The 21,131-nt window shown below is 64.1% G+C and carries 20 protein-coding genes; 6 read left to right on the top strand and 14 right to left on the bottom strand.

Annotated elements, in window-relative coordinates; all coding sequences use genetic code 11:
• Nucleotides 1–129: 129 nt before the first annotated feature.
• The 4 genes from LPB072_RS07340 to LPB072_RS07355 all read right to left on the bottom strand — a co-directional run bounded on the left by LPB072_RS07340 (nt 130) and on the right by LPB072_RS07355 (nt 1,900).
• Nucleotides 130–441, bottom strand: a complete 312-nt coding sequence (locus tag LPB072_RS07340; protein WP_066093363.1) for a BON domain-containing protein — start codon at nt 439–441, stop codon at nt 130–132.
• A 74-nt stretch (nt 442–515) separates the two neighbouring features.
• On the bottom strand, nt 516–1,028 hold the full coding sequence (locus LPB072_RS07345) for a ferritin-like domain-containing protein (protein ID WP_066093696.1): 513 nt from the start codon (nt 1,026–1,028) through the stop codon (nt 516–518).
• 83 nt (nt 1,029–1,111) lie between these two features.
• Nucleotides 1,112–1,588, bottom strand: coding sequence for a BON domain-containing protein (locus LPB072_RS07350; protein ID WP_066093699.1), 477 nt, complete (start codon nt 1,586–1,588; stop codon nt 1,112–1,114).
• 93 nt (nt 1,589–1,681) lie between these two features.
• Nucleotides 1,682–1,900, bottom strand: coding sequence for a CsbD family protein (locus tag LPB072_RS07355; protein WP_066093702.1), 219 nt, complete (start codon nt 1,898–1,900; stop codon nt 1,682–1,684).
• A gap of 255 nt (nt 1,901–2,155) precedes the next feature.
• Here LPB072_RS07355 and LPB072_RS07360 point away from each other — a divergent pair, with 255 nt between their 5' ends.
• The 4 genes from LPB072_RS07360 (at nt 2,156) to LPB072_RS07375 (ending at nt 6,313) form a co-directional block, all read left to right on the top strand.
• Nucleotides 2,156–2,788 (top strand): response regulator, encoded by a 633-nt coding sequence (locus tag LPB072_RS07360; protein WP_066093366.1) that lies wholly within the window; start codon nt 2,156–2,158, stop codon nt 2,786–2,788.
• 13 nt (nt 2,789–2,801) lie between these two features.
• Nucleotides 2,802–4,085 carry a phospholipase D-like domain-containing protein gene (locus LPB072_RS07365; protein WP_066093368.1) on the top strand — a complete coding sequence of 428 codons (1,284 nt, stop codon included), beginning with the start codon at nt 2,802–2,804 and terminating at the stop codon, nt 4,083–4,085.
• Nucleotides 4,086–4,678: 593 nt separating this feature from the next.
• On the top strand, nt 4,679–5,236 hold the full coding sequence (locus tag LPB072_RS07370; RefSeq protein ID WP_082877079.1) for a TspO/MBR family protein: 558 nt from the start codon (nt 4,679–4,681) through the stop codon (nt 5,234–5,236).
• 117 nt (nt 5,237–5,353) lie between these two features.
• The gene (locus LPB072_RS07375; RefSeq protein ID WP_331000312.1) at nt 5,354–6,313 is read left to right on the top strand and encodes a YihY/virulence factor BrkB family protein; all 960 of its coding nucleotides are present in this window, start codon (nt 5,354–5,356) and stop codon (nt 6,311–6,313) included.
• A 331-nt stretch (nt 6,314–6,644) separates the two neighbouring features.
• On the opposite strand, the gene LPB072_RS07380 is transcribed toward LPB072_RS07375, so the two are convergent.
• From LPB072_RS07380 to LPB072_RS07415, 8 genes are all read right to left on the bottom strand, one after another.
• Nucleotides 6,645–7,271, bottom strand: coding sequence for a hypothetical protein (locus LPB072_RS07380; protein WP_066093375.1), 627 nt, complete (start codon nt 7,269–7,271; stop codon nt 6,645–6,647).
• Nucleotides 7,268–7,651 (bottom strand): phage holin family protein, encoded by a 384-nt coding sequence (locus LPB072_RS07385; protein ID WP_066093378.1) that lies wholly within the window; start codon nt 7,649–7,651, stop codon nt 7,268–7,270. The genes LPB072_RS07380 and LPB072_RS07385 overlap by 4 nt, the downstream gene beginning before the upstream one ends.
• A 130-nt stretch (nt 7,652–7,781) precedes the next feature.
• Nucleotides 7,782–8,207 carry a hypothetical protein gene (locus LPB072_RS07390; RefSeq protein WP_066093380.1) on the bottom strand — a complete coding sequence of 142 codons (426 nt, stop codon included), beginning with the start codon at nt 8,205–8,207 and terminating at the stop codon, nt 7,782–7,784.
• A gap of 66 nt (nt 8,208–8,273) precedes the next feature.
• A complete protein-coding gene (locus tag LPB072_RS07395) occupies nt 8,274–8,435 on the bottom strand; it encodes a DUF1328 domain-containing protein (RefSeq protein ID WP_070263910.1) in 162 nt (53 codons plus the stop codon).
• A gap of 221 nt (nt 8,436–8,656) precedes the next feature.
• Complete coding sequence (locus LPB072_RS07400) at nt 8,657–10,219, bottom strand: bifunctional aminoglycoside phosphotransferase/ATP-binding protein (protein WP_066093383.1); 1,563 nt, start codon at nt 10,217–10,219, stop codon at nt 8,657–8,659.
• A 128-nt stretch (nt 10,220–10,347) separates the two neighbouring features.
• Entirely contained in the window at nt 10,348–12,792 is a 2,445-nt protein-coding gene (locus tag LPB072_RS07405) for an AI-2E family transporter (RefSeq protein ID WP_066093386.1), read from the bottom strand.
• Nucleotides 12,789–14,864 (bottom strand): AsmA family protein, encoded by a 2,076-nt coding sequence (locus LPB072_RS07410; RefSeq protein WP_066093389.1) that lies wholly within the window; start codon nt 14,862–14,864, stop codon nt 12,789–12,791. The genes LPB072_RS07405 and LPB072_RS07410 overlap by 4 nt, the downstream gene beginning before the upstream one ends.
• 234 nt (nt 14,865–15,098) lie before the next feature.
• Complete coding sequence (locus LPB072_RS07415) at nt 15,099–15,803, bottom strand: TetR/AcrR family transcriptional regulator (protein WP_066093391.1); 705 nt, start codon at nt 15,801–15,803, stop codon at nt 15,099–15,101.
• A gap of 70 nt (nt 15,804–15,873) precedes the next feature.
• Here LPB072_RS07415 and LPB072_RS07420 point away from each other — a divergent pair, with 70 nt between their 5' ends.
• Both LPB072_RS07420 and LPB072_RS07425 read left to right on the top strand, forming a co-directional pair.
• Nucleotides 15,874–16,605 carry an SDR family oxidoreductase gene (locus tag LPB072_RS07420; RefSeq protein WP_066093393.1) on the top strand — a complete coding sequence of 244 codons (732 nt, stop codon included), beginning with the start codon at nt 15,874–15,876 and terminating at the stop codon, nt 16,603–16,605.
• 194 nt (nt 16,606–16,799) lie between these two features.
• The gene (locus tag LPB072_RS07425) at nt 16,800–18,353 is read left to right on the top strand and encodes a class I adenylate-forming enzyme family protein (RefSeq protein ID WP_066093395.1); all 1,554 of its coding nucleotides are present in this window, start codon (nt 16,800–16,802) and stop codon (nt 18,351–18,353) included.
• A gap of 109 nt (nt 18,354–18,462) precedes the next feature.
• Here the strand turns inward: LPB072_RS07425 and LPB072_RS07430 are convergent, their stop codons facing one another.
• Nucleotides 18,463–19,530: a hypothetical protein gene (locus LPB072_RS07430; RefSeq protein WP_066093397.1), complete on the bottom strand. Its 1,068-nt coding sequence runs from the start codon at nt 19,528–19,530 to the stop codon at nt 18,463–18,465.
• A 146-nt stretch (nt 19,531–19,676) separates the two neighbouring features.
• The gene (locus LPB072_RS07435) at nt 19,677–20,324 is read right to left on the bottom strand and encodes a hypothetical protein (RefSeq protein WP_066093400.1); all 648 of its coding nucleotides are present in this window, start codon (nt 20,322–20,324) and stop codon (nt 19,677–19,679) included.
• Between the last annotated feature and the right edge of the window lie 807 nt (nt 20,325–21,131).

Genomic DNA, 21,131 nt, shown 5'->3' on the forward strand with positions numbered 1-21,131 from the left:
AACGTGGTTCCCTTTTGTAGGACTTATCCCACGTGGAGCGGGTGGACGCCACGTGCCCGGCAGAAGCTGAAGTACGCCGCAGGCCTGTCCGGAAGAGCCTGCGGCGTACTGGGTCATGGGTGGAGGGTGTTAGGGGCGGACAACGATACCGTTGATGACATCTTTTACGCCCGACGCGCCCCGTGCAATGGTTTCTGCGATCTGGCGTTCATCGGGCGATTTGGCGAAGCCCGACAACTGGACCACGCCGTTGAGCGTTTCCACTTTGATGGCCATGGCACTGACCACGGGGTGGTCTGCGAAGCGGGCTTTGACCTGGGTGGTGGCGGTGGCGTCATCGATGTAGGCGCCGACCGACTGCTGGTCCCGGGAGACGGCACATCCGGTGATGGTCAGGGCGCTGATGGCCAGGGCCGACGCGATAGCGATATTTTTGAACATAGAGGCTCCTTGGTTTTGATCGGGGAAACAGGTGTTGAGGTTGCCGCAGGTTTGCAGGGCGTTCGCCCGGACGTTCAGGGCTGCAGCCAGTCGGAAAGCTCGTCGGCGTGCTCCTCTTCGTCGGCCAGGATGTCCTCAAGCATGCGGCGCGTTGTGGCATCTTTGGTTCCGATGAGGTCGATCATCTGGCGGTAGCTTTCCACGGCAACGCGCTCGGCCACCAGGTTCGCCTTAATCATGTCCTTGAGGCTTTTGGAGGCGTCGTAATCGGCGTGGCTTCGGCCGCTCAGGCTGGAGGGGTTGAAGTCGGGCTCGCCACCCAGTTGGACGATGCGCTGGGCGAGGCGGTCGGCGTGGGCCATCTCTTCGTTGGCGTGCACCAGAAACTCCTCGGCAATCTTGGGCGAGGCCAGACCGTCGGCGGTGAAGTGGTGCCGACGGTAGCGCAGCACACAGGTCAGTTCGGTGGCCAATGCGTCGTTGAGCAGTCGCACCACGTCGTCTCTCCATGGACCGTACGCGGGGGTGTGGGCGCCAGCCTTGAGGTTGGTTCGCGCGGCCCTCAGGCCGGCTTCATCCAGCCTCATTCCTTTGGCGGATCGACTGGTTTTGGCCTGTCTGGCGGTGTTGGAAGGGTCGGATTTTTTCACGGAATGCTCTCCTCTAAGACTCAGGATTTGGTCGGCTGCACAACCAGCATGTTGTTGACAGCGGTGACGCCATCCACCGCTTTGGCGAGTACCGTGGCACGCTCGGCGGCTTCGGCGCTGGGCGCCGGGCCTTTCAGCGAAACGACGGCGTTGTTGGTGTCTACATTGATGCCCAGCGCGCTCAACTGGTCGTCGGCAGCGAGGGCGGTTTTGACTTTGGCGGTGATGGCCAGGTCTGCGGCGCTGTCCGAGACCGTCTGAGCAGCCTGCTCGCCTTCTCGCTTCATGTCTTTGGCGGCGCTTTCAATGTCTTGTCGGACGTCAGAGGCAGCGGCCTGAATGTCTTGCCTGGCTTCGGTGGCCGCCATTTGTGTTTGCTCGATGGCGCCGTCGAGTTTCTGGCCCACAGTGGCGTCTTCCTTTTGACCACAAGCGGCCAGGGCGAAAGCGGCCGCGGTGGTGGCCAAAACGAGTTGGGTGCGACGGGTGATGTTCATGTCGGGTTCTCCTTCGATGTTGGGGGGCAGACACGCGAGAGGTGGTGCGTGACCGGTTCGGCGGGCGGACATCGAGTGCCCGCCACCGCATGCTCAGTTTTTGAACCAGTCGTCCGTGGCGCTGCGTTCCCACTGGGCGACTTGCGCTTCGGCTTCTTCTTTGGCAATGCCATAGCGCTCCTGAATCTTTCCGGCGAGCTGCTCTCGCTTGCCTGCGACCACGTCGAGATCGTCGTCGGTGAGCTTGCCCCACTGCTCCACGGCCTTGCCTTTGAGTTGCTTCCAGTTGCCTTCGATTTGGTTCCAGTTCATGTGATTGCTCCTTTGTGGTTTGTGCACCAGCCCTGTGTGCTGGCCCGGGTACAGCAGCGATGTGTTTTGCTGTGTGTCCACTGTAGGCAGGCGCAGGTTCGAACGTTGTCGGTGCGAGGGCTGAGCCTGTGTAGGAGAGGAGGCCGCGGCCGTGTCGGTCAGGTGTAGGCCTTGTCTGACAGTCACGCCTGCCATCTGGGGCTACAGTGAGCGCTATCGCGCCACTGGCGCTTACCAGCCGGTAGAAAGACTTCAATGATTCGAGTGGGAATTTGTGACGACCATGCCGTGGTGAGAGCCGGCCTCAAGCAGTACTTGTCCGAGCATGTGGATGTGCGGGTCACTGGCGAGGCGTGCAATGGTGTGCAAGCGCTGGAACTGGTGCGGGCTGGTGATATCGACGTGTTGCTGATGGATATCTCGATGCCTGACCAGAGTGGCGTGGACGCGCTCAAAGCCATCAAGGCGCGCTTTCCAGATCTTTCTGTGCTGATCTTGAGCGGCTTTCCCGAGGCTCATTACGCGACCAACCTGCTTCGCCTGGGCGCCAGCGGCTACCTCAACAAGGAATGCGATCCCGAGGAGATCGTCAAAGCCATTCGCACGGTCTCCATGGGGCGCAAGTACATCAGCCAGTCGGTGGCCATGCTGCTGGCGGAAGGGGCCGCTGGTGGTCTGGAGCGGCCGCCTCACGAACTGCTGTCGGAGCGCGAACTTCAGGTATTTTTGCGCCTGGCCAAGGGCGAGACGGTGGGCAGCATGGCCGAGGCGATGTTCCTGAGCGTGAAAACCGTGAGCACCTACCGCACGCGGGTGCTGGAAAAGCTCAAGCTGTCCAGCAACAGCGATCTCACCTATTACGCGATGACCAACGGCCTCATCCAGTGATGCCCTCAAACCCATGTCGGTGAGCGCAACACACGCAGGCGTTGCACTGCTGGCGGTGGTGGTCACGCTGTTTGTCACCTTGCTGGTGATCAACCTGATGGGCGGCGAAAAGCGCATCGAAAAGACCCTGCCCCGTTTGTACGACGCAGACGAAGGGGCTTTCAGGCGTTCGCTCAGCGCCTTGTTGGGCCCTCAGTTGCTGGAAGGCAACCGTGTTGAAATTCTGCTCAATGGCGACCGCATCTTTCCGCCCATGCTTCACGCCATTGCGGCAGCCCGGAACACCATCACCTTTGAAACCTTCATCTATTGGAGTGGCGAAGTGGGTGAGGCTTTTGTCGCTGCGTTGTGTGAGCGGGCCCGTGCGGGGGTGAGCGTGCATGTGCTGCTGGACTGGGTGGGCAGCGTGAAGATGGACGATTCCATGCTGGACCGGCTGGAGAAAAGCGGCGTGGAAATCAATCGCTTTCACAAGCCCCACTGGACCCACTGGGGCCGCATGAACAACCGTACCCACCGCAAGCTGCTGGTGGTCGACGGCGCGGTGGGGTTCACCGGCGGCGTGGGTATCGCAGATCAATGGCAGGGCGATGCGCGTTCGCCCGAAGAGTGGCGGGATTCGCACTTTCGCGTCGAAGGCCCGGTGGTGGCCCAGATGCAGGCGGTTTTTCTGGACAACTGGATGCGCGCCACCGGTCATGTCTTGCACGGCGAGTCTTACTTTCCGGTGTTAAGGCCCATGGGTGACCAGGCCGCACAGATGTTCAGCAGTTCGCCTTCGGGTGGCAGCGAAAGCATGCATTTGATGTTTCTGCTGGCGCTCACCGCTGCGCGCCAACACATCGATTTGTCGGCCTCCTACTTTGTGCCCGATTCGCTCACCATCCACACACTCACGGCCGCCGCAGCGCGCGGTGTGGTGGTGCGGGTGTTGCTGCCCAGCGGACACATCGACTCGATCTTCGTGCGCAAGGCGTCGCGGGCGAGCTGGGGGCCTTTGCTGCGCGCAGGGGTGCAGATCGCCGAGTACCAGCCCACCATGTTCCACAACAAGGGGCTGGTGGTGGACGGGCGCTTTGTCTCGGTGGGTTCGACGAATTTCGACAACCGGTCGTTCTTGCTCAACGACGAGGCCAACCTCAACGTGCTGGACACTTCGTTCGCCGCGCGCATGCACCGTGTTTTCGAGACGGATTGGGCACAGGGTGAGCGCATCACCCTCGCCATGTGGCGCAGCCGGCCCTGGCAGGAAAAGTTGCTCGAACAGGGCGCGCGACTGCTGCGCAGCCAGCTTTGAATTCGCTGTGTTTTCAGAGCTGTTTCACGGTTGTTTGGCGCCGCCGTTCAGCAGCCGTGGATCCTTTGGACTCAGCGGTGCCAGACGGGCATTGCCGTGATGATTCCCGTGGCAGGAAGACTGGCTACTGGCTACTGGCTACTGGCTACTGGACGCTGCTCGCATGGCGTCTGTTCGTCGGGCAGGTCGCGCGGCCGGCGATCTTCTTCGATTGGCTGTTGCCATTCCCGGTTTCTTCCAGATCCAGCGTCGGCATCGGTTCGTTGAGTCGCACGTGGCACGTAGCTCGTGGCTGGTGGGTGCAGCCGTGGACGGGTTCAAACCCCGGCTTGCCGTGATGGCCAGAAGCGACAAGCAGTCAAGGGTGCGTGGAATCGGCAGAAACGCTCCGAACCGGGCCTGCGAGTGTGGGGTCGTGGCCAGGCACGGTGTCGACAGGGCTGCATTGCCTTGGCGCATCGGAGGGGGCGCTTGCTGCCGATACCGGCGTTGTCTGACACGCAGGTGCAGTGGCCAGCGCTTAAGCTGAAGGTTTGGTGCCCGGCTGTTTCGGGACCGGGCCCGGGATCGATACCTACAGCAAGGAGCCGCTCATGCAACCCACATCCGTCTCACCGCTTTTGACAGGCAACGCGGTACAGCGCCACTCGCCGGTGGTGCCGGCCCTGTCGCTAGACAGCGCGCGTGGTGCCCTGTTGTGGTGGGGGCTTACCTTGTTGACGGCTGCCCTGGGTGGCTGGGCTTCAGCCAATGCGCCGGGCTTCTATGGCAGTCTGCAACAACCCGGCTGGGCGCCGCCGCCTTCGGTGTTTGGCCCGGTATGGGGGCTGTTGTACCTGTTGATGGGCGCGGCGGCGTGGCTGGTCTGGCGCCACCGCCACACGGTTGAGGGCAGCACCGGCCTGGTCTGGTACGCGCTGGCCTTGCTGCCCAATGCGCTCTGGTCCTGGCTGTTTTTCAACTGGCATCTGGGGGCCTGGGCGCTGCTGGACATCACCGTGCTTTGGCTGCTGCTGGCGCTCACCGTCCGTTCCTTCTGGCGGGTGCGGCCGCTGTTTGGCGCGCTGTTGTTGCCCCTGTGGGCCTGGGTGTCGTTCGCCGGGGTGTTGAACGCCACGCTCTGGCTGAGCAACCGGAGCGTGCTGGGCTGACCCTTGCCCTGGCGTTGCGCTTGTCGTCAAGCCATGGCAAGGCGGGTGCCTGTCCTACAGGCCGGGGCTCTGGTGTCCGACCCCCGGGAGCGCTGTGCCCGCGCACGATAGGTTTCCATGAACCTCCACCACGCCATGCACGCAGCTTCCGAGGGCGCCTTGCCGGGCATGCCTTCGGCGCATCCAGCTCACCGTTCACCGTTGCCCTCACGCCGCGAGCGGGGCTGGTGGTCCATGGGCAAGGCCACGGTGCAAGGCTGGATCGATGACCGCGCCGCCAGCATGGGGGCTGCACTGTCGTACTACACCTTCTTTTCCATGGCGCCCCTGCTGCTGATCGTGATTTCGTTGGCGGGGTTGTTGCTGGGCCGCGAGGCGGCGCAGGGCCACCTGATGGACGAGCTGGTGGGGCTGTTTGGTCAGCAGGCGGCAGCGTCGATCCAGGCCATGGTGGCCAGTGCCCGCGAACCAGCAGAAAGCTGGTGGGGCACGGTGGTGGGCCTGGGCGCGATGCTGGTGGGTGCGACCACGGTGTTTGCCGAGTTGCAGGGCGCATTGGACCGCATCTGGGAGGCTCCAGACCGACCGGCCGGAACCGGCCTGTGGGGGCTGTTGCGCGCACGCGTGCTGTCTTTCGGTTTGATCCTGGGGCTGGCTTTTTTGCTGATGGTGTCGCTGGTTGTGGGTGCGGTGGTCACGGCGCTGGGGCGCTGGTGGAGCAGCGCGCTGGGATCCTGGGAATGGGTCGCCCAGGGCTTGAACTTCGGCGTGGGCTACCTGCTCACTTCGGTGATTTTTGCGATGATTTACAAGCTGATGCCCCGGGCCCATGTGCAGTGGAAAGATGTTTGGGTGGGTGCGGTGGTGACTTCGTTGCTGTTCAGTGTGGGCAAGTTCCTGATCGGGCTTTATCTGGGCGCCACCGGTATCGCGTCGGCTTACGGCGCCGCAGGGTCCATCGTGGTGGTTCTGGTGTGGGTCTATTACTCGGCGCAGGTGTTTTTGCTGGGCGCGGAGTTCACCTGGGTATACGCCCAGGCGCGGGGTTCACGCAGCGGGCAGAACAGGCCTGTATAGAGCTTTTGCAGGCACGCCGTGCCAACCAGGGTGGCGCCGCGCCGGGATCATGCGGCCTTCGAATCGAAACAGCTTCGGCGGCAGGCGTGGTTGTACAACGCATCCAGGTGCCTTCGGCGAGCAAAAGGGATGTCGACGGCCGCACGCCGTTCCGCGGCCATGGGGGCCGGCCTCTGGAGCTGCATGAGGCGCCGCTTTGAAGGGCGCGCAATTCAAGTGAGAGCCCGAGTGGCGAGTCGCTGCACGCGGAAAGCCCGGCGATTCAGGCCGGGTTTTTTGGTGATGGTGTTGGGCCAGGGTATTGAGGAAGGTGTTGGGGCGCCGGGGCGTTTCAGCGTGGCGACGCTTCTGGCGAATCGGCAGTGGTGGGTGCAGCGGAGGCTGGGTGCTCGCACTCCTTGGCGGCCGAGCGTTTGTTGATGTCGGCGATCCAGGCGGTCAAGGCCCCGGTCAATGCCAGCTGTACCGGGGCCTGGCTGAGCTGTTGCCAGACCATGCCGCCCAGGTTGTTGCGCCAAGGGTCGGCCTGGGCTTTGATCGACCGGGTGATCCAGGGCAGGATCACCACCACAGCTGCGCCTGCAGCGCCGCCCACGGCGAGCGCGGCCCAGGGGTGCTGTCGAATGATGGGCTTGGCTTCGTGGGCCAGCGTACCGGCGACGAGATCGACCGATGCGTGCCAGGGCTGGCGCGTCCACCAGCGACGACCCAAGGCCCTGGTGGTGCGCCAGACGGCATTGACCAGGCCGTTGCGCTCTGCTCGCGCCATCAAGCCGGCCAGGCCATTCCAGACAGGGGGCTGCGTGGACGATTTGTCGCCGGCGTGTGGGCGTCGAACGGGCTCTGGGTAGACATGAACGATGAGCTGGGTGCGCGATGCTTCTATGCGGTGCAGCGCAAGGGCCTTTCGCTCAGCAGGCGAGAGGATGGCGGCGTGGGGCGTGGGGCCGTGGCTCATTCGTCATCCAGTACTTTGAGTGTGGCCAGATCCTGGGACACTTGCTGGCGCAGGGCCGTGAAGGGCGCTTGCTTCTTTGCGGCCAGAGCGCTGCAGCCCAGACCCGCACCGATCAGCAGCGGTACCCCGGGAATCACCCAGAGCAGCCAGGGCAGGGGCATCGCGTGCAAGGGCAGGGCCGCAAGCAGCAATCCTGCTGTTCCAGCCAGCAGCAGACCCAGGGCCAGCAGCACCGCAGCGGCCACGCAGACCACCGCATGCCGTTTCCAGCGGGCAGCCCATTCATCGAGCTCGGCCGATGCGAGATCGGTGTAGGCGTCGGCGTGTTCCAGCAGCAAGCCGGGCCGCTTGGCGAAGGCGATGAAGGCGGGGTGAATCAAGGGGGTGGTCCTGGGCGGTAGTCAACGGGCCACCGTGATGGTCACGGTGGGGGGCAAACGGGGACGGGTCGAATGCCCTCCTCGGCGGTGGCAGGCGAGAAGGGCTCGAGCCCCTTCGGTTTTTCCTCGATCAATAGCGGTTGCTGTCGCGACGGCGGGTGGCCCAGCCCACCAGCAAGGTGGCGGCAGCGCCGGCGGCTGCGGCCATCAACAGGGCTTTGGTCGGTTCTCTGCGCACATAGTCTGCTGTTTGTTCACTGGCTTTGTTGGCCTTGACGGCCACGGTGGAACCCGCAGCGCGGGCCTTGTCAATGCCAGAGCGGGCCAGTTCTTCGGCTTGGATGGCTGCACGCGACAGGGTGACAGGAACCGCCTCCTTGACCTGGCGCAAACCGGCCTGGATGGATTTTTCGGCGTCGGCGACCGCGTGCTGGGCGCTGTCGATGGCGTTGTCGGCCTTGGCGGCGGTTTTGGCCACGGTCTTCTCGGCGAGTTCGGCACCGTTGTCGACCATCTCTTCGGTGGTCTCAACGGCGTTTTTGGCTTTGCTGGTCATGGGTAACTCCTGATTTGAACGATGGGGGGAGGGCAATGGCGCTGGTCGGTGGGACAGCGCGGGTCGCTACTTCTTCTTCAGGCTGAAGAGAAACGAAACCAGGGCCATGACGAGGAAAACCACGAACAGGATCTTGGCGATTCCGGCAGCACCCGCGGCGATACCGCCAAAGCCCAGCAAGGCTGCGATCAATGCAACGACAAAAAATACGACGGCGTAGTGCAACATGGTGCTCTCCTGATAGGGGCCGGCGTCATGTGACGTGGCCTTGGGTTGATGTCAACGCAGCAACTTTTGGTGCGTTGGAACCAGTTTAGGAAAGCGTGGTGGGCCGGTGTGTCGGCCAACAGCAGGGGTGGACGTAGGACAGGGCCCACATGTCGGGCCACTGCCTCAACCTGTGCGAAGCGTGGGAGTGCCCACCGCAGGGACGCCCCCCCGGCATTGCACTAAGGCGTGGCCTTGGTGATCAAGCGTTCCTCGGGGGCCAGGGGTTCCAGCCACCCGAGTTGCTGTTCCAGTACCGCCACTGTGGCCTCCGAGGCATCGGTGCCCGTGGCTTGCCGCGCCGTGATCCGGGCGCGCAGCACGTCGATGGGGGCTTCGGGTGCGAGGATGTGAAACGGGCAGTCTGCGGCCATGGCCAGCGCGGCAAAGGCATCCCGTTCCGAGCGGCGCAGGAAGGCCGCGTCAACCAATACGCTCCAGCCATCGTTGAGCAGCATGCGCGCCCGCGACAGCAGCGACGCGTAGGTGTCGGTGTGGGCTTGCGGCGTGTAGAGGCCGGCGTTCAGGCCCGATCCGCTGGGCGCGAGCGCACTCACGCCGTGCAGCCGCTTGCGCTCCACATCCGAGCGCAGCCGGATCGCCCGCCCGCTCGTCTCGGCTTGCAGCCATTGGCTTGATGCCCAGGTTTTTCCGCTGCCTGAAAGCCCGTGGGTGATCACCAGTTGAGGGGGGGGTGGATAGGCAATGTCTTGCGCCAGCGCGAGATAGCGCCGGGCCTCGGCCAGGCTCGCGTCGGCTTCTGGAGAAGCGCCAGGGCCACCCAGTTGATCCAGCCGAATCGCCGCAATCTTGGCGCGCACCCCCGCTCGGTAGCTCGCGAAAAAACTCCACACGGTGGGTGCCGACACGTCGCCGCTGTCATCCAGCCAGTCGCTGAGCAGGGCATTGGCCAAACCCGGCCGGCGGTGGTTCAACAGGTCCATCCAGGCGAACGCGATGTCGCTGGCCACATCGGTCCAGCGCAGCTCGTCGTTGAATTCGATGCCGTCAAACGGCAGCACCTCGCCGTTGATCACCACCATGTTGGCCAGATGCAAATCGCCGTGGCCTTCGCGCACACGGCCTTTTTGCCGCCGTCGCGCCAACAGGGGTTCAATGGCCACGAACAACTGTTCCGTCCATTCACTCAGCGCGCGCACCAGGGCGAGGTCGGCAGGCGCGGTCAGCAAAGCACGCAATTGGTTGAAGTTTTCGCGCGGCCAGCGCATGGCCGCTGCCGGGTGACTCCATGGTTGGGTTCCATCGGCCACCGCGGCTCTGGACTGGAATTTCACCATGCGACGTGCGAGCGAGGCGATGTGCGCGGGGGTCAGCTCGCCGCGCTCGCACAGGTGGTCAACCCGCTCTGTCTCGTTGAACCGCCGCATCTGCACGGCGAATTCGATCGCCTTCGACGCGTTGGCGGGATGTGCTTCTCCCCAGCGAGGCGCCTCTGGCGTGCCCAGAACGGGAATGACTCCCATGTAGAGCTGGGTATCGGGTTGGTCGTGGGTCTGAAAGCGCCGGTTCACGCGGATCTCGGTCTCGCATGCCCGCTGTCGCAGGGCCAGGGTGCTGAAATCCATGAACGGAAAACGCACCGGTTTTTTGATCTTGTAGGCGAATTCGCCCGCCAGAAGCACCCAGGCACCATGTGTTACCACCAGATCAACCTGGTCCACGGCGTGTGGATAGTGCACCGGGTTGAGCAGGGCGGTGATCAAGGGCGGAAGCGCGTCATTCATGGCGCTCACTGTATGTCAGTGGCGTTGCCGGATCCTGACACGGGCCTTTTTCTGGCTTCAATGTCCCCAACGCGCCCGACCCGTTGGCCGCCATCGCCTTGCGGCGCCGGACAGGGCACGCAGGGCGTTCAGGGCGAGGCGGTGGGCAGCGCTGACCAGGGCGGCGGATTTGTGGCCCGCGCAACGTTGGCGCCTGCGGGATCACCCATGCCGCTGATCAACGCCAAGGCGTCAGCGCCCATGTTCTGTGCAAGCTCGGCCAGCAAGCGGCTTTCGGTCTCACTCATGGTGTGGCCGGCGGGCGCGTGCAGCGCCAGCACACCCACCACTTGCCCGGCTGCATCCAGCAGCGGCACACCTGCAAAAAAACCCCGCTGCCGGTACACCGCGTGTGACGCGCCGAGGTGGCGTGCGTCGCTGAGCAAGTCGTTCAACCGCAGTGCCCCGGCGCTGGACAAGACCCGCCCCAAGGGAGACATGGGTTCTGGCGTCGATTCGGTGCGCCAGCCCGCCTGGCCGGGCATGCCGGCGAACAGGCAACGCACGCCCGGGCCAGGGGTTTTCAGGGTCAGGCTGGCCACTGGCACACCAAACACCTCCGCCGTGCGCTGGACAGCGCGGGCGAGACGAACTTGCCCGGGTGGTTCCAGTGGCGCGGCCGTCGGGCTGCCGGGTTCTGGTTGACCCGGAGGGCTGGAGCCGCTGGTTGGCCCGCCACCGCTGGCAGAGCCGTCCCCCGATGTCTGGACCGGGGTCTCATCCATCAGCGTTTGCAACTGGGTCAACACCGCATCCACCCCCATGGTCTGGGCCTGGTCGGGGGTGGCCATGGCTTCGGGCACACACCAGCCCACCAGATGGATCTGTGCCTGAGGCCACAGACGGCGAAGACGGCGGCATTGTTGGCGAGCCTGTGTCTGCGGTGTGGCGTTGAGGGTGCAGAGGTGGATCGTCTGTACGTTGGACCATGCCGATCGCGCTGATGGCCCCTCCATGAGGTCGGCCATGGGCACCGCCAGCGCGGCGCGTTTTTGCTGCACGAAGGCGTGCGCCAAAATATCGGCGGACAGGGCATCCATCTCGGTGCGCAGGCCCACGCAGAGCAAGGTCGGTAGCGAGGCAGAACCGGTCGCCGCCGTACCGTCGTCGGCGCGCAGTTCTTCGATCAGACGCGCCGTGCCGGCGAGCAGGCGGTGGCGGTGGGCCGCCGTGGCCCCTTGTGCGTTCTGGCGGTGGGCCAGGGCCAGCATGGGCAGCGCGGTGTCGCTGTAAAAGCGGGCGAGCGAACCCTGTTTCACGCGTTCAAACGCGAGGTCTTCGGCCTCGTCGAAGTCGCCTGCAATCAGGCGGTGGTACAGCTGGGTGGGTTCGTCGAACACCGGCTCGCTGCCCAGCAACACATCCAGAAAACGCAGCGGTGCCAGGTGGCGTCCGATGACCACCAGGCACACCGTCAGAGGCGTTGCCAGTACCAGCCCCATGGGCCCCCATAGCGAAGCCCAGAAGGCCGCAGAAATCAACACCGCCAACGGCGAAACCCCGGTGCTGCCGCCATAGGCCAGGGGCTCCACAATGTTGTTGCTGATCAGCTCCAGGGTGGCGATCAGTCCGATGGTCCAGAACACCATCGACCAGCCCGGATCCACGGCAAAGGCCATGACCATGGGGAAAATCGCGCCCACTGCCGGTCCGAGATAAGGCACAAAGCGCAACACCGCCGCCAGGCCGCCCCACAACCACGCGCCAGGCACCCCGATCCACCACAGCCCCAGTGCCATGGGCAGGCCGTAACCCAGGTTGACCATGACCTGGGCCAGCAGATACCGGCTCACCCGCTCGGCCGATTCGGTCATGGCATCGGCCATCAGATGCTGGTCGCCGCCCATCAGACGCAAGAGACGGTCGCGCAGTTCGTGCCGTTGCAGCAGCATGAACACCAGCAAGATCACCACCAGCGCGGCCGTGCCCAGCTGCACACCCACCGAGGTGATCAGCTCCCAGGTGAGGGGGCCAGCATTGTCGGGCTCCACCGCCACCCGTGTGACGCGCGCAGCCGGTTTTTTGTCGCCCATCTTGAGCACTTCTTTGGCGGCGTCCAGCTCGCCTTCGACCATGCCCATCAAACGGGAAACCTCCTTTGTTGCACCCGAGGGCACCAGCGCCGGGCGCAGATCGCGCAGTTTTTTCTGGATGTTCTTTCGGTGTGTGGGCAGCTCGCGGCCGAGTTCACCGACCTGCTGGGCGGTCATGAAGGCGGCGCCAGAAATCAGTGCCAGGGTGACCGTGATGACCACGCCCACCGCCACACTGCGTGGTATTGACCAGCGGCGCAGCCAACTGACCAGTGGGTCCAGCACAAACGCCAATAGCGCTGCCAGCGCCAGCGGAATCAGCAAAGACTGTCCCACGTACAAACCCAGGATGCCCAGCGCGATGGCCGCGCCCGACAACACAAAGCGCTGCACGCCAGGCATCACCGGCTGGGTCCCTTCGCTGTTTATCGGCGTGCCTGGCGTCGCAGGGTAGGCGCTGCGAGGCGCTCGCGAAGAGGCGGTTGATGGATTGTCGTTCATGGGGCTTTCCGAGGTGCGGGAACAGAGGCCTTGCGGGCTTCGGATCTGGGCGTGGGGGCACAGGGCATGGTGTCCGCGTTGTGGCCCACATCGATGAATGCCAACAAGGCCGCTGGCGGCGCCACGCTGCCCAGGGCCAGCGCACCGGCCGCGCGGGCCAGCAGGCCTTTGGCCTCGATGCCCACGGCGGGGTCTTTGAGCTGGCCGCCCACCGTGACCGGTGAGCGCAGCGACAGCGGCGAAAAGTCTTTGGGTTCCGAGACCACGCGCAGCTGGATCGCCTCGCTCTTGAAGCTCAGGCCGCCCTGCATGCGCAAGGTGCTGTCGGCGTTGTCCAGCACCGCATGGCGCGACTTCACCACGCCGTCCTGCACCACCGCATCCACCGCTGCGCAGTTGAGCTTCAATGGCTCGTCGCCCTTGACCAACATGCCCAGCGCCTGGGCCGCGTCCAGCCCTGCGGCTTCGGTGACCAGTTGCGACAGCTGGCCATCGGTGACCCGCAGCTGGAGCTGGCCGTTGGCCGAGCCCAAAATCTCGGCCACGCTGCGGCCCTGGCCCTTGAGCTGGGCTGACGCGTCCAGTGTGCCGCTCATGTAGGAGCGTGCATCGGGCTGCCCGCCCTTGGCGTCTTTCGCATCGTCTTTGCTCAGGCCGCGGATCCAGCTGTCCAGATCCACTTCGGCGAAACGCAGCGCCGCTTCCCATTGCGGCACCTCGCCTTTTACTTCAAACGCCGTCGAGCCCGACAAGGCGCCTCCGGCCACGCGTGCGCTGAGGTCGGAGAGTGCCAAGCGGCTGTTGGCCAGCTGCAGGTGCAGCTTGAGGTCCTGAACGGGTGCCAGCGTGGGCGTGCCGAAATCCAGCTGCTTCAGGTCGACCTGAACGTCGGCGTCCATCTGGCCCAGGCTGGGCACATCGAAGTGCTCGTCGGGCAAGACCCGGTCCGAGCGGCGGGGCGGCTTGTCGGCACCCACGGCGGGGGCCAGGTCGGCCAGCGCGAGCCGGGCACCGCCCAGCGCACCTGTGAGCCGTGGCGGCTGCACATCGGTCTGGAACTTCAGGTTGGCGGTGAGCGAGCTGCTGCCCACCGTGGCCTCGTCGCTCACCACCGTCCAGGTTGAGCCCTGGCGCACCACCTGGGCCTTGAGCCGGTAAGGCGGTGTTTCGGGCAAGGTGACTCCCAGCGGTGCCGCGCTGGCCTGCAGCGAATCGCCACTGATGGCGAGTTGGCCTTTCACCCCTTGGCCGGTCCAGAGTGCGCCTGCTGCGCCATCGAAGGCCAGCTCGGTGCTGCCGATGCGCCCGCGGAGCCGCAGCGGGGTCAGCGGTGCGCTGTTGACGGTTTTCAGCAGCAGGGGCAGGTCGGCGCTGGCCTGGGCCTGGAGCTCGATCGGTGCGTCGCGGTAGCGGCCTTCGGCCGTGGCTTGCCAGGGTAATTTGTCGTCCGCTTCGCTGCTGCGCCGGATGGTGGCGTTCAACGCGATGTCCAGCATTTCGTCGCGAAATTCAACCTCGCCCTCGCGTAAGACCAGCCGTTCGATCTCGGGCAAAGGCGCGGGCTCGGCTTTGGGTGGGGTGGGTTCTTCGGGGTCGCCGGGCAGGATGTCCCAGCTCGCGGCGCCGCTCTTGAGGCGCACCGCGTGTGCGTCGATGCGGTCGGCCTGCAGCGATTTCACGCGCAGCGTTTCCCCCTTGCTCGCGCGCCAGACATCGCTCCAGCGCCATTGCACCGCCAGGTTGTTGGCCTTCAACAGGTGGGGCACAACCACTCCGCCGCCCGCGCCCAACGTGATCCGCTCGACGCTCATCATTGGGCTCACCAGCAGCCGGGTGCGATAGCGCCCATCGAGCGTGATGTCCATACCCGTTCGGCTTTGAATCTGTTGTTCCAGCGGATCGCGCAAGAAGGGCCAGCCCGTCAGCTCGCCCAGTGCCACCGCACCTACCACCACACTGCCCACGATCAACGCCTTGCGTCCGGTGGATTTGGTGCGATTTTTTGTCCGATCGGGCTTGGTCGAAGGCGCGCTGGGTGGGGTCGGGTGCGTTTGGGGAGTCTGATCTGGCATGTTGAATCCTGTGGCGTGCCCCCGAAGCCGCAGTGGCGCGGGGCGTTCGCAACCCGCACACGCAGGGGTTGGCTTCATGGTCGCTGGCCGGGGCGCGCTTCGCTGTCAGTCCGCCGCCCGCGCCCGTGTAGGACGAGGCTTACTTGGTGCAGGCTTGAACACCTCGCCCGCATCTGGCGCCGAATCGCTGTGCCAGCGCGGCGTCGCGGCCCCTGACCTACAAACCCTGACCGATTACGGCAAGGCTTTGGGTATCGGCTTGCGAGAGCGGGGTGTCTTGACTGCGGCGGGGGTGAGCGGGCTCTGACATGCCGAGGCGCTTGCTTGGAGATAAGCGAGCGACAGGCGTGCAAGCTGTTCGCGAAACACGGGCAAGCGCGCGGCGATCTGATCCCCTTCAAATACCTGGCGCGTGCCGCCAACGACCACCGCGACCCAGCTGAACACCACCGGTTCCAGATCGTCAAACCGGGTGTTTTCTGCGCTGCCCAAGAGCTCGCACGCGGCTTGGTGCAAGCGCCGCATCATGGCATCGGCCAAATCCTTCAAGTCCAGATCCGCAGAGGCGTAGTAGAGGGCGCGTGAGGCCTCGGGGTGGCCGATCTTGGCATCCAGATAGGCTTTGACAAAAGCATTGCTGCAGTCGGCCAGGGGCTTGCCCCGGTGTTGTTGGCAAGCGGTTTCCACTGCTGTGTTCGCCTTGTCCAGATGCCGGCTCACCAAGGCATAGAGCAGCGCTTCTTTCCCGGGGAAGTATTGGTAGAGCGTGCCGATCGAAACCCCGGCCCGTTCGGCCACGCGGCCGGTCGTCAGGCCGCGAGCGCCACCGTGCAGCAAAACCTGAATGCTTGCCTCGAAAACCGCCTCCACCGTCACCTTGGAACGCGCCTGAGACGGTTGTTTGCGCGGCTTCAGCCTGCTGGGTTGTGAGCGTGTCATATGCGAGTTCCAAAACTGAGGGATGCGTCATATATTTTGAACGCAGCGATCAACCTGAGGAAAAAATTCCATGACAGACCATACCCGGCGCATTGCGCTGATCACCGGCGGCAACAAGGGCCTCGGTTTTGAAACGGCGCGGCAGATCGGTCAACAGGGCCATATGGTCCTTCTGGGCGCGCGAGATCCATCGCGCGGCGAGGCCGCCGCCGCCAGCTTGAGGGCGGAGGGCATCGATGCCCGCTACCTGGCGCTCGACCTGACCGAGCGGGCCACCATCGTGGCGGCCGCGCGCGAGATTCAGGCCACCTACGGCCGGCTGGACGTGCTGGTCAACAACGCTGGCGCAGCGTCCCCGGCCGATGGCCCGGTCAGCAGCGTCGATGTGGCTTCGGTTCGCAGCGTGTTCGAGGTCAATTTTTTCGGCACGCTTGAGGTCATACAGGCAATGCTGCCGCTGTTGAAAGAGTCCACGGCGGGGCGCGTGGTCAATGTGTCGAGCACGCTTGGTTCTCTCGCACTGCAAAGCGACCCAACGTGGGAGTTTTCGCCCTTCAAGCCCACGGGCTACAACACGGCGAAAGTGGCGTTGAACATGTTGACCGTGCATTTGGCGGCCGAGTTGCTCGACTCAGGCATCAAGGTCAATTCGGTGGCCCCGGGCTACACCGCCACCGATCTGACCGGCGGGAGCGGGCAGTCGGTGGCTCAAGGGGCTGCGGCCTCGGTTCGTATGGCGCTCTTGCCAGACGACGGCCCTACCGGCGGGTTTTTCAGCGTGAACGGCACCGAACCCTGGTGATCCTTTGGTCGGCCGCCCAGAAAATCGGGGGCGGCTTCGTGGCCGCTGAGCAAGGCCTGCGCCACGGTCAACCCGCCTCCCGAGCGCGCCGCTGTAGGTCGGGGCACGCTCCAGTGTGCCTGTCGTGGAAAAATGGGCCGACCACTCTGGTATTCAAAAAACCCCACACCTGTTCACCCTGGAGACGCCCGCCCATGAACCTGGCCCACCTGCTGCTCAAACAAGCCCGGCGCGACCCGAGCCGCCCCGCGATCTTCAGTGGCGCCGACTGTGTGGCCACCCACGGCGAATGGGCCGAGCGGGCCGCCCGTGTGGGCGCCCGTTTGCAGGCCCAAGGCCTGGTGCCCGGCGACCGCGTGGTGCTGTTCATGCACAACCACCCGCGCTACCTGGAATTGCTGTTCGGTGCCTGGTGGGCGGGGCTGGTGGTGGTGCCGGTGAATGCCAAGCTGCACGTCAAAGAGCTGCAGTGGATCGTGGACAACGCGCAGGTCCGCTGGGCGTTTGTATCGAACGGCACCGTGCCCAACCCGGCAGAAGTCACCGGACTCGACGGTGTGATGGATGTGGATTCGGGCGAGTGTGGTGCGTGGCTGAACGAAGGCGCAGGGCTGAGCGACATCGAAGCGCGCTCGCCCGACGACACCGCCTGGCTGTTCTACACCAGCGGCACCACCGGCCGACCCAAGGGTGTGATGATCACGCACCGCAACTTGATGACCATGGGCCTCACCTATTTCAACGATGTGGACCCCATCGCCGCGGAGGACGCCATTGCCTATGCCGCCCCCATGTCACACGGCGCGGGGCTCTATGCCATTCCCCATCTCATGGCCGGCGCGCGCCACGTGGTGCCCGCCTCGGGCGGGTTCGACGCCGCCGAGCTGTTCGCGCTGGGTCGCGAGATCGGGCCGCTGTCGTTGTTCGCCGCGCCCACCATCGTCAAGCGCATCGTGGAGCAAGCCGAGTTGGAGCAGCGGTCGCCCGCCGAGTGCGGCCACAGCTTCAAGACCATCGTCTATGGCGGTGCACCCATGTACGCCGCCGACATCCAGCGCGCCTTGCGGGTGATGGGCCCGCGCTTCGTGCAGATCTACGGCCAGGGCGAAAGCCCCATGACCGGCACCGCGCTCAGCCGCGCTCAGATTGCCAATGCCACACACCCGAGCCACGCTGAGCACCTGGCCTCTGTGGGCGTGGCGCAAACCCCCGTGGGCATCCGCGTGGCCGGGCCAGACGGACAGGCGCTGCCGCCCGGTGAAGTGGGCGAGGTCTTGATTCAGGGCGACAGCGTGATGGCCGGTTACTGGCGCAACCCCGAGGCCACTGCCTCAGCCATTCGAAACGGCTGGCTCTGGACCGGCGACATGGGCGCGCTCGACGCCGAAGGTTTCCTCACCCTCAAGGACCGCAGCAAAGACCTCATCATCAGTGGCGGCTCCAACATCTACCCGCGCGAAGTGGAAGAGGTGTTGCTCACGGCGCCCGGGGTGGCCGAGGTGGCCGTGGTGGGCACACCCGACGCCGAGTGGGGCGAATCCGTGGTGGCATTTGTTGTGCCGCAGGCAGGGCTTTCCGTGGCGCTGGATGCCCAGGCGCTGGACGCTTTCTGCCTGGAGCATATTGCCCGTTTCAAAAGGCCCAAGCGCTATGAAATTGTGGATTCCCTGCCGAAGAACAACTACGGCAAGGTGTTGAAAACGGCGTTGCGGGAGCAGGTCGATTTGGGCGAGAAGGGCAAGACCTGATTGCAACGCTTGTGTTCGCGGGGTGTGCCATTTTTGCGCCCTTGCAGGAACAGGGCAACGGCCATCTGGTGTCTTTGCGATGCGGCTGAGGGTGTGATCCCGGCGCTGCTCAAAACGCCCCCGGTTGCGGCTCGGTTTGCCAGCGTTTCGGGTCGGGTTCAAAGACTGCGTCGTAGTTCAGCTCCAGCAACGCACAGACCGCTCGCCCCAATGACAGACCCAGGTGTTTTTGTGCAGCCTGCGCACCACCGTCGTCCAGGTCGGCCGCATTGGCAAAGGCGGTGAACTGGGGCCAGTTCGTGGCGAACTGGGTGGTCAGAATGCTGGCCAGATCGTAGGACAGCGCATTGCCGTCATCGGTTCGGGTGAACGAGTCACCCGACCAGAATTGCTGGATCTCGGGCGCTCCCCAAAACGCCTGGTGGCGGCGGTGAAGAAGCTGGGCGTCGTGGCCGCCCCGGTGTGAGCCGTTGGACCTGGGGTAGAAGCGGTGTTCGGTGTTCACGGCCAGTCCCTCGTTGAGCCAGGCTGGAATGTGCAGGTGGGTGAGGCAGGCGTGGGTGAGTTCGTGAACGATGGTGGGCTCGATGGCCAGCAGTTCGTTTTTGACCACGATGAAGTGGCCACAACCGGCGTTCAGGTACATGCCGCTGCTGAAAGCAAACTCGCCTTCATCGGGGTAGTGGTTGCTGGCGTAGCGGTAGTAGCTGTCCTGATCGTCAAAGACCACCAGGATGTCGTAGCCCCATTCTTTCAAGGCAGCGACGCCTTTGAGTGTGTGCAATACGCGCTGCCTTGAGCGGCTGACGTGGGACAGCGTGGCCCGCGCCGCCACATCGTCGAGCGAAGACAGCAGGGCCACATCGTCGAGCGTGCGAATCGTGTAGCCCGCACCCAGCGCGCTTTGCAAGCGCTGCAGCCAAGCGATCTCGCACCGGACCCAGGCCTGGGCCTGATCGGCTTCACTCGGGATCGTGGTGATCCATTTCAAGATCGTGTGCCAGTCAGGCAGCGGGAACCCGTTCACTTCGGGCATCAGGGCGGGCAGGTCGATGGCTGCTGCCCCGGCTGCCTCGAGTCGATCGGGTTGTTTGTCGATGGGCGGTGTTGACGACGGCTGTGGGTTGTTGCCTGGCTTTGTTGAAGAAGCAAAGAGTTGCTGGACGAATTTGAACATCTGTGGGTGGGTGTGTTCTTGGTTTGGCTGACCGCGGCAGGTCGGGCAGGGGTGTCAATTCGGTCTGGGGATGGCAGAGGCCCTGAAAGGCGGAAAAGACACGAGCCGAATTCGATTTCCCCGTCAGAAAAACGAGCGGCAGCGGCTCAGTGTTTTCGTTTGCTCAATGGTTGATTGGCGTAGTAACCCTGAAATTGGGCTGCGGTGTTGTCGATTTCATTTTGAGGCGCGTTGAACCGGCGCATCGATGCAATCTGGAACTGGATGCATTTGGACTCTGCGATATTGCCGGTCCAGATGTTGTCTGGCACCCGGCTATTGGGGTGTGCGCCCTTGTGGTCGTGATAGAGCTTGGAGTGATAGGCGTCATGCGCGATGCTCGCCGCAGCCCACGTCACGGAATACATGGCCGTGGCGTCACTCATGTTGAAGGTCGGTATCTCCGCGGTGGCGTCCATCCCGCTGTGGGCGGCCTGCTCGATTTTTCCCACGTACCCGGTCACGACCACGTAGGTGCGCGCATCCCGGGTTTTCAAAAGTGCCAGCGCTTCGCGAACCCTCGCTTGAAACTGGGCATCGCCGACGATCAGTGGATCCTTGCCGCCCGCCAGCGGTGGAAACGCAGGCCCATCGTCCGAAGCTGGCGCATCTGCGTGTCTCACAGGGCTCGCCTTTCCGGTATCGCAAGGCGACGCTTGGTAGGCCACCCGACCATCCGGCAAATCACACCGAACGATTTGCGCCAGGGCGGGCAAGGCGATCAAACAGCCGGCGAGTGCGAAGACGGGTTTCATTGTGGTGCTGATGGGTCAATGGGTGAAGGTCTTTCGCGCAATGGAGACGATCGCTGTCTTCTTCGAACCGTTGCGATGCCCATGGGCTGTTTTGTGGTTTGAACCGGCCTTTTTGTAGTCTGGAATGCCCGCGAAAGTATAGGGTTCCCCTTTTCATTTTTAGGCTTCAGAAATGGGCAAAAGGCCAAATTCGACACCAATCTGTGGTCATGGTGTGTTGGCTTGACCCACCACAACCCCCAGACTTCCGAGCCTTTGAAGAGGCCTTCGCCCTGCGCCAACGCCATGCAGGCTGAGCGTTGACCACGGTGGCGGCATGGATGCACTGATATCGGGGCTGTTTGGTAGACTTTTGTTTCGTCGAACCCCCGGCGAAGGCAGGCCACCCATCTCTCTTGGTCGTTCCTCTTGAACATCTTTCTATTTGCGATCTTGCTGGCCGTCTTTCTTTTCGGCGGGCACTCGGCGCTTCACTGGGGGAGTGTTCTCATGGCCCGCCGTGCGCTGCTGCGGCGCGCAAGCCATGCCCCTGAAAACCTGGAGCGAGCCTGGGTCGAGAGCCTGGAAGGTGACGGGTCTCCTAGGCTGTGGCTTCAGTTCACCGGGGAACCTCCCCAGACGGCTGCTCAGGGAGGCACGGGCTGTGCCAAAGCGGTCAAACGCTTGAAAGCAGCCGGCATCAGGGTCTGACCAGCGCCCTTCCGCAGCACGTGCCCCGGACCTGTCAGTCAAGGGGGCCGCCTGTGTCCAGCCCGGTTCTGGTCAGTCTATGGATGCCATCCCTTCGGCCTGACCGCCAAGTCCCGG

Origin of the sequence: Hydrogenophaga crassostreae (genome assembly GCF_001761385.1) — a bacterium.
Lineage (GTDB): Bacteria > Pseudomonadota > Gammaproteobacteria > Burkholderiales > Burkholderiaceae_C > Hydrogenophaga > Hydrogenophaga crassostreae.

Coding starts and splice junctions, on each gene's coding strand:
- LPB072_RS07340 (WP_066093363.1), bottom strand. CDS start 441: ATGTTCAAAAATATCGCTATCGCGTCGGCCCTGGCCATCAGCGCCCTG.
- LPB072_RS07345 (WP_066093696.1), bottom strand. CDS start 1,028: ATGAGGCTGGATGAAGCCGGCCTGAGGGCCGCGCGAACCAACCTCAAG.
- LPB072_RS07350 (WP_066093699.1), bottom strand. CDS start 1,588: ATGAACATCACCCGTCGCACCCAACTCGTTTTGGCCACCACCGCGGCC.
- LPB072_RS07355 (WP_066093702.1), bottom strand. CDS start 1,900: ATGAACTGGAACCAAATCGAAGGCAACTGGAAGCAACTCAAAGGCAAG.
- LPB072_RS07360 (WP_066093366.1), top strand. CDS start 2,156: ATGATTCGAGTGGGAATTTGTGACGACCATGCCGTGGTGAGAGCCGGC.
- LPB072_RS07365 (WP_066093368.1), top strand. CDS start 2,802: ATGTCGGTGAGCGCAACACACGCAGGCGTTGCACTGCTGGCGGTGGTG.
- LPB072_RS07370 (WP_082877079.1), top strand. CDS start 4,679: ATGCAACCCACATCCGTCTCACCGCTTTTGACAGGCAACGCGGTACAG.
- LPB072_RS07375 (WP_331000312.1), top strand. CDS start 5,354: ATGAACCTCCACCACGCCATGCACGCAGCTTCCGAGGGCGCCTTGCCG.
- LPB072_RS07380 (WP_066093375.1), bottom strand. CDS start 7,271: ATGAGCCACGGCCCCACGCCCCACGCCGCCATCCTCTCGCCTGCTGAG.
- LPB072_RS07390 (WP_066093380.1), bottom strand. CDS start 8,207: ATGACCAGCAAAGCCAAAAACGCCGTTGAGACCACCGAAGAGATGGTC.
- LPB072_RS07395 (WP_070263910.1), bottom strand. CDS start 8,435: ATGTTGCACTACGCCGTCGTATTTTTTGTCGTTGCATTGATCGCAGCC.
- LPB072_RS07400 (WP_066093383.1), bottom strand. CDS start 10,219: ATGAATGACGCGCTTCCGCCCTTGATCACCGCCCTGCTCAACCCGGTG.
- LPB072_RS07405 (WP_066093386.1), bottom strand. CDS start 12,792: ATGAACGACAATCCATCAACCGCCTCTTCGCGAGCGCCTCGCAGCGCC.
- LPB072_RS07410 (WP_066093389.1), bottom strand. CDS start 14,864: ATGCCAGATCAGACTCCCCAAACGCACCCGACCCCACCCAGCGCGCCT.
- LPB072_RS07415 (WP_066093391.1), bottom strand. CDS start 15,803: ATGACACGCTCACAACCCAGCAGGCTGAAGCCGCGCAAACAACCGTCT.
- LPB072_RS07420 (WP_066093393.1), top strand. CDS start 15,874: ATGACAGACCATACCCGGCGCATTGCGCTGATCACCGGCGGCAACAAG.
- LPB072_RS07425 (WP_066093395.1), top strand. CDS start 16,800: ATGAACCTGGCCCACCTGCTGCTCAAACAAGCCCGGCGCGACCCGAGC.
- LPB072_RS07430 (WP_066093397.1), bottom strand. CDS start 19,530: ATGTTCAAATTCGTCCAGCAACTCTTTGCTTCTTCAACAAAGCCAGGC.
- LPB072_RS07435 (WP_066093400.1), bottom strand. CDS start 20,324: ATGAAACCCGTCTTCGCACTCGCCGGCTGTTTGATCGCCTTGCCCGCC.